Annotated in this window: 3 protein-coding genes and 2 pseudogenes; 1 reads left to right on the forward strand and 4 read right to left on the reverse strand. The window is 45.9% G+C overall.

The features are described from left to right. The first annotated feature begins 143 nt into the window (after window positions 1-143). Complete coding sequence (locus AO268_RS31105) at window positions 144-560, forward strand: response regulator (protein ID WP_017735067.1); 417 nt, start codon at window positions 144-146, stop codon at window positions 558-560. 105 nt (window positions 561-665) lie between these two features. Here AO268_RS31105 and AO268_RS31110 read toward each other — a convergent pair whose 3' ends face one another. The 4 genes and pseudogenes from AO268_RS31110 to AO268_RS33950 all read right to left on the reverse strand — a co-directional run. Continuing rightward, the gene (locus tag AO268_RS31110; RefSeq protein ID WP_081609204.1) at window positions 666-1871 is read right to left on the reverse strand and encodes an HD-GYP domain-containing protein; all 1206 of its coding nucleotides are present in this window, start codon (window positions 1869-1871) and stop codon (window positions 666-668) included. A 508-nt stretch (window positions 1872-2379) separates the two neighbouring features. Continuing rightward, on the reverse strand, window positions 2380-4071 hold the full coding sequence (locus tag AO268_RS31115; RefSeq protein WP_099170814.1) for a putative bifunctional diguanylate cyclase/phosphodiesterase: 1692 nt from the start codon (window positions 4069-4071) through the stop codon (window positions 2380-2382). A gap of 28 nt (window positions 4072-4099) precedes the next feature. Then, a pseudogene (locus AO268_RS33945) lies at window positions 4100-5059 on the reverse strand (methyl-accepting chemotaxis protein); the annotation flags it as partial. Between the two features lie 327 nt (window positions 5060-5386). Continuing rightward, a pseudogene (locus AO268_RS33950) lies at window positions 5387-5692 on the reverse strand (PAS domain-containing protein); the annotation flags it as partial. Window positions 5693-6142: the final 450 nt, after the last annotated feature.

Below are 6142 nucleotides of genomic sequence, written 5' to 3' on the forward strand. Positions count from 1 at the left end.
CCGCTTTGCCATCTTGGCCTCCTGGCTTTAATGGCGGTGTATTTTACAGAAAATCGTATTTCTTGGGTTTACGTACAGAGCCTAGTAACCCTAGAACTGATTTGCGCGAGTAGATGTCTTTGGCTAGTTAAGAAGGTGAAAAAGTGTACGTTAACCGGGAAGGCCTATTACCAATTCTGGGCGGAGTCATCATTGTCGAAGATGATCCGACGCTCCGTGAACTGATGGTGGATATCGTCGAGGAGGTAGGGGCTGAGGCATTAGCATTTGAAACTGCTGATGATGCGTTAACATATCTTCTGCAATCGCATGAAAAATGCAGGCTAGTGATTGCCGATCATGGGGTCCCTGGACAAATTCAAGGTACAGAATTCATTGAAATGGTGAGAGGAAGATGGCCGACGATTGCATCGATTCTGACCTCAGGGGCTTTGATAGATCCTGCATCAGTCCCGCCTTCTACGATCTACTTACACAAGCCATGGTCTCTGGATGATCTGATCGGTGCGATGGCATCCCTGCTTCAGCCAGGTTTCCAAATCCAGAAAGCGCAAGAATAGAGCTATTTTTTGATCTTTTTCATTAACAGCAACGAGCCTGTAGCGTACGAGTTTCTCCGTATTTGTTAGAGCAACCGGCGCTCCTACAGTTCTTAGAACCATGAATTAACACCAAAGGTTTTCTAAGTTTTTGAACCCCCACTTTGCTGGATCCTCCCGGCTGACGATACGATCTGTTGTCGAACTTTGTGCTAAATCCACCACCTGCTCCACAATAGTAGTCTTAGACTTAACTGAGAAGAATACGCGCACAATCGGCCTGCTGAGATGGGTCGGATTTTTCCCAATCACCACGCCCAAATACCCGGAATGTAATCTAACCAAACTGCCAAGCGGATAAATTCCTACGGTTTTGACAAAGGTATTAAAAAGTTCTTTGTCGAAATGCCCTGTCCATTTCGACATATGCGCGAGAGAGCTAGCGGGATCCCAAGCTTCCTTGTAAGGACGATTGGAGGTAATAGCATCATAAACATCACAGATTGCCGCCATGCGCGCTAAAATACTAATTTGTTGGCCTTGGAGGCTGTGCGGATAGCCAGTGCCATCGATCTTCTCATGGTGGTGGAGGCAGACATCTAGAGCGCACTTGGGAATAAGTTCGCTCTTGAGAAGCATGGCATGACCAAGTTCTGGATGCCTGCGCATTACCGAAAATTCGTCATCAGTAAGCTTACCCGGTTTGTTGAGCACAACTCCCGGAATTACTATCTTACCAACGTCGTGTAACAGTCCAGCAATCCCCGCTTCGCGAATCTGCTCGTTATCCAGTCCTAATTGCTGGGCCAAGGCAACCATAAGAGCGCAAACCGAAACGGAGTGCATATAGGTGTATTCGTCCTTGGTTTTCAGTCGCGCCAGGCCAATGAGAGCGGAGGAGTTCCTCGCCACAGATGTGCTAATTTCTTCTACGATGGGTAGACATTGTTCTATATCGATAGCTTTTCCGAGGCGGGCCTCATTGAATAACTGCATCACAGCAAGTTTGGAATGGTTGAGAATCTGCGATGCGCGATGTAGTTCTTCAGCCACCGTAGTAGAAACAGGCGTTGGCGTTGGCAGTGTTTGTGCCGCATAAGTTAGTGGTTCTTTTTGTTCCTGACTCGGATCCTCAGCTGTTTCGGTGATATCCGTACCTTTTGAACAATCGATCCACACTGCCGAAACTTTACTGTTTTGCAAAGCCTCTAGGTCAGCCTGATCATACAATACAAATTTTGCCTTCCAAAACGGATGTGATAACCAATTGCCTTCAAGTGATTGGATATACATCCCAAGCCTTACTTGATGTGTGGATATCATTTTCAGCATCAGATCTGCTCGACGTAATTGGTTAATGATCAGAGATTTTTCGGGGCTGAATCCACCGGACTTAAAGATGGCGGTGGGTGTCCAAGCGAGCGTAGCAGTTCTGCTTCAATAGAATTTGGGTCAATTACGCCACGCGCCAACGTATCAGCGAGGTTTTCCAAAAAGCTAGCCAGGGTTGACGGTTCAGGTAGATTCGGTCCTCCAAGGAGGAGCCATCCCTCCAGAGTGTAGAACGTCGCTAGACGAAGCTTGATAGCTACCGTGACTTTTTTTCTGCTAGCTTTCTGGCGTTGCATTGAATTTATTATTCCTGGACGTCGATATCAGCTTGTTAGCTGCGCAGCAGGGATCTAAAGGTCTAGATTTCACAAAAATTTGTGGGCTCTTGAAACAGTGTATGACAAAGTCAGAACGGAAATATTGATATTGAGCAATAAATCAGTAAAAATGCACCGGAGTTAAATTTATCCCAGTGAAAAAACACAAAAATTTCATCTTCGCAAACTGCTTAAAAATCACTCGGCCCCAAGGACAGATGGGTTGGGGAAAAATGTTTAGACCAGCTGATGACGGCCTCTACCGGCATAGGTTTCGCAAAACCATAGCCTTGTGCGGAGTCGCAACCTAGGCGCATCAAAAGTTTAGCTTGCTCCACTGTCTCCACACCTTCAGCAATAACTTCTCTATTAAATGACTTGGCCAAACCAATGATAGCGATCGTCAATAAAAGGCTATTTTTGTCGTCAAGTATTCCACGAATAAAAGATTGATCAATCTTAATTGAATGCGTCTCTAGTTTTTTAAGATAGCTCAGCGAGGAATACCCAGTGCCAAAATCATCTAATGAAAATGTAACTCCTAGTTTTTTGCATTCATTAATATTTTTAACTACGAGCGGGATATTTTCCAGCATTACTGATTCGACAATTTCAATATCTAACATCTGCGGTGAGGAATTTGGAAAACGGGATAATAAGTGTTTTAAGGTTTCGACAAAATCCTCACGTTGAAAATGTAAGGCTGCTATATTCACCGCTACTGACCATGTTTTTCCAAGCGCAGCCCAATTACTGATTTGAGTTAATGCCTGTTCAATAACCCAATTGCCAATATCGACAATCAAATTAGTTTGCTCAACAAATGGGATAAAATTTTGCGGATAAATTATTCCCTCTTGCGGGTGCTGCCAACGCAATAAAGCTTCATAGCCAGTAATGGTCCCACTGCTCAGATTTATTTTCGGCTGGTAATGCAAGCATAACTCATTATTACGCAAGGCTTTGCTAACGAGTACTACAGTTTCGAAGGCTGTTCTGGCTTCATTATCCAGTAATATATTGAACAAATGATAGCAGTCACGACCTCTCAGTTTGGCTCTGTACATTGCCTGGTCGGCGTGACGGAGGAGCGAGTCGATATCCGCATCATCTTTTGGATAGATGGTCACACCAATACTAGCAGAAATATTAAGTTCTATACCGTCAATTGTATATGCTAGGGAAAGCGCCGTCAGAATCCTTTGCATGGCCATTTCCAATTCATTCGCATGCATTAACCCCAAAAGGATCACGAACTCATCGCCACCTAATCGCGCGACGGTGTCTTCGCCGCGAATGATTTTTTTCAGACGTTCGCTTACCTCTACTAACAAACGATCACCTATCGCATGACCGTAGCGATCATTGATCAATTTAAAGCCATCGAGGTCGAGTATACACACCGCAAGCGAACTATGGTTCCGATGTGCTGTGGCTACAGACTGTTTAAATCGATCGTATAGTAAAGAACGATTAGGTAAACCAGTTAGCACATCATGATCTGCGCGCCACTGCAGTACTTCCATCAGCTTCCGCTTTTCTGTCACATCAAAGCGGATAGAAACATATTTTTTTACGTTGGCTTCGCTATCGTAGGTGGCCACGATAGTACTTTCTACCCAATATAAAGTACCGTCCTTTCGAATATTGCAGATTTCACCTTTCCAAACTTTTCCACTTGATATTGTTTTCCACAGTTCCGCAAAAAACTCAGGTGGATGCAAAGATGAATTCAGGATACGATGATTTTTTCCGAGCAACTCGTGCACGCTATATCCAGAAATAGCACAGAATTGTTCGTTAACATAAGTAATGTTTCCCTGCATGTCCGTCTCTGAAAAGATAGCAGCCGCATCTACTGCCGCACGGTATCCTTGACTCATTGCTGAACCTCACTAATACCACAAGGCACTATCTATTGAATCGCTCAACCAATGCGTGCAGCCCACGGGATGTGTTTTCAAGTTCACCGCCTCGAATCACTGCGGCGTGGGCATTTTTCGCTGTTTTCTCAACTGTCCCAGCGACATTGTTGATCTGGCGAGCAATATCCTCCGCGACATGAGCCTGTTCTTCTGATGCCGCTGCCATTTGCTGGCTCATTCCAGTTATTCTTTCTACGGCCTCACGAATCCCTTGCAGAGCGCTCTGAGCCTCAATAACTTGTCGCACGCCGTGGTCAGCCTCGCGTATACCCAGTCTCGCAATATCAACGGCCTCATCAGCACCTTTTTTGAGGGTCTCGATGACACTTTGAATTTGTTGAGTTGACACACGTGTTTTGCTGGCCAAGGCACGAACTTCGTCGGCAACTACCGCAAAACCGCGCCCCTGCTCACCAGCTCTAGCAGCCTCAATAGCTGCGTTGAGTGCAAGTAAGTTCGTTTGGTCTGCGATCGATTGAATAACCTCTGCTGCAGACATAATTTGCTGCGTTTCACTGGCAAGGTTATCCACGGCAGTACTGATATTCGTTACTGTAGTCGCAAGAAGCTGTATCGCTTCTCGGGACGTACCAGCGACTTTATCCCCTTGTTCGGCCAATTCATTCGCAGTTTGCGCTTCAGTTGCCGTTTGCTGCACATGCCCGGCGACTTCATTGATCGATGCTGCCATCTCCGTCATGGCAGCGGCCGTCATGTCCGTTTCAGCTCTCTGTTCAAGTAAGGCATGCTCTGTTTGGTTAGAGAGTAGGGAGGAGTCAGCAGCAGCTTCGGCTACTTGGCTAGCTAGATCGCCTAACCGAGTAAGTGCGGTTTTAAGGCGTGCATCCTCACTGATCAATATCATTTCCAATCGTGCAGAAGGGCCGTAGCTATCGCTGTACGTGAGGGCACTAATAGGATCTGAAAATGCATTGGGAACACTTTGAATGATCCGGTGAAGAAGTTTTCCCTGATTAGTATACGACCACCAGCCCATCGCAAGAAAAAGTACGGCTGTTATTGCTTGAGCTGCCAGACTCGGGAGTAGAATTGAGGCGCAAACCGCAAACGTTGCGGCGGTCATAGGTAAAGCTAGTCTTGCGAGGAATACTCCACAGTGATGATGCCCTGGAGTGGCCTCTTTGCCTGTGCGCAAGCGAGCATAAAGCTTTTGTGCACGCTCTATTTGTTCACGACTTGGCTTGACTCGAACGGACTCATAACCAGTTAAGGCGCCGTTTTCAACAATCGGCGTGACATAGGCGCTGACCCAATAATAGTCACCATTTTTGCAACGATTTTTTACAATACCCATCCAGCTTTTGCCAGACTTTAGATAACTCCACATCAGCCCAAAAACAGCTGGGGGCATATCGGGATGGCGAACCAAGTTATGTGGGCTGCCCACAAGTTCTTCACGCGTATAGCCGCTTATGCTCGCAAATTCATCATTGCAGTAAATGATCTTACCGCTAGGATCGGTAGCTGAAATCAAACGTTCTGAACCGGGAAATACCTGTTCAACAGACGTGACTGACCGAATGACCGACTGACCGAATGACCGACTGACCGAATTCATGATTAGATTACCTGGGCGAGCATGATGTCACAATAACATCATTTTTAGGGGTTGACAATCTGCGCCGAATTAGCTATTGACTAAATTTTGTTGGAGTGGTATTGCATTAGCAGAAATCATCCACTAGCTAGGACTATGGTCACAGTCGCGCTGATCTCTGACTTCATGAATCTGTTCAATCACGAGCATAAGCTTGTCAAACTCCAGAAAAATCGAATCAGCTAGATCGTTGTATCCGCAGTTTTTGAGTAACGTAGCTTGCTCCTTCATTTCGTTAGCTATGTCTAGAAGCCTAGAAGCTTGTCGATTGAGAACTGCCTGACTGAAGCTATGGATCAACGTCTGTTGCCGCTGACCGAAAACTGACCCAGTAGAGGCTGTTCTGCCGACTGAAAACTGACCCAGGTGTTCAACTGCTTCTGCTCACTTTTTGAGCAGGAGAACACAGGG

It is taken from the genome of Pseudomonas sp. ICMP 8385 (assembly GCF_002699915.1).
Lineage (GTDB): Bacteria > Pseudomonadota > Gammaproteobacteria > Pseudomonadales > Pseudomonadaceae > Aquipseudomonas > Aquipseudomonas gessardii.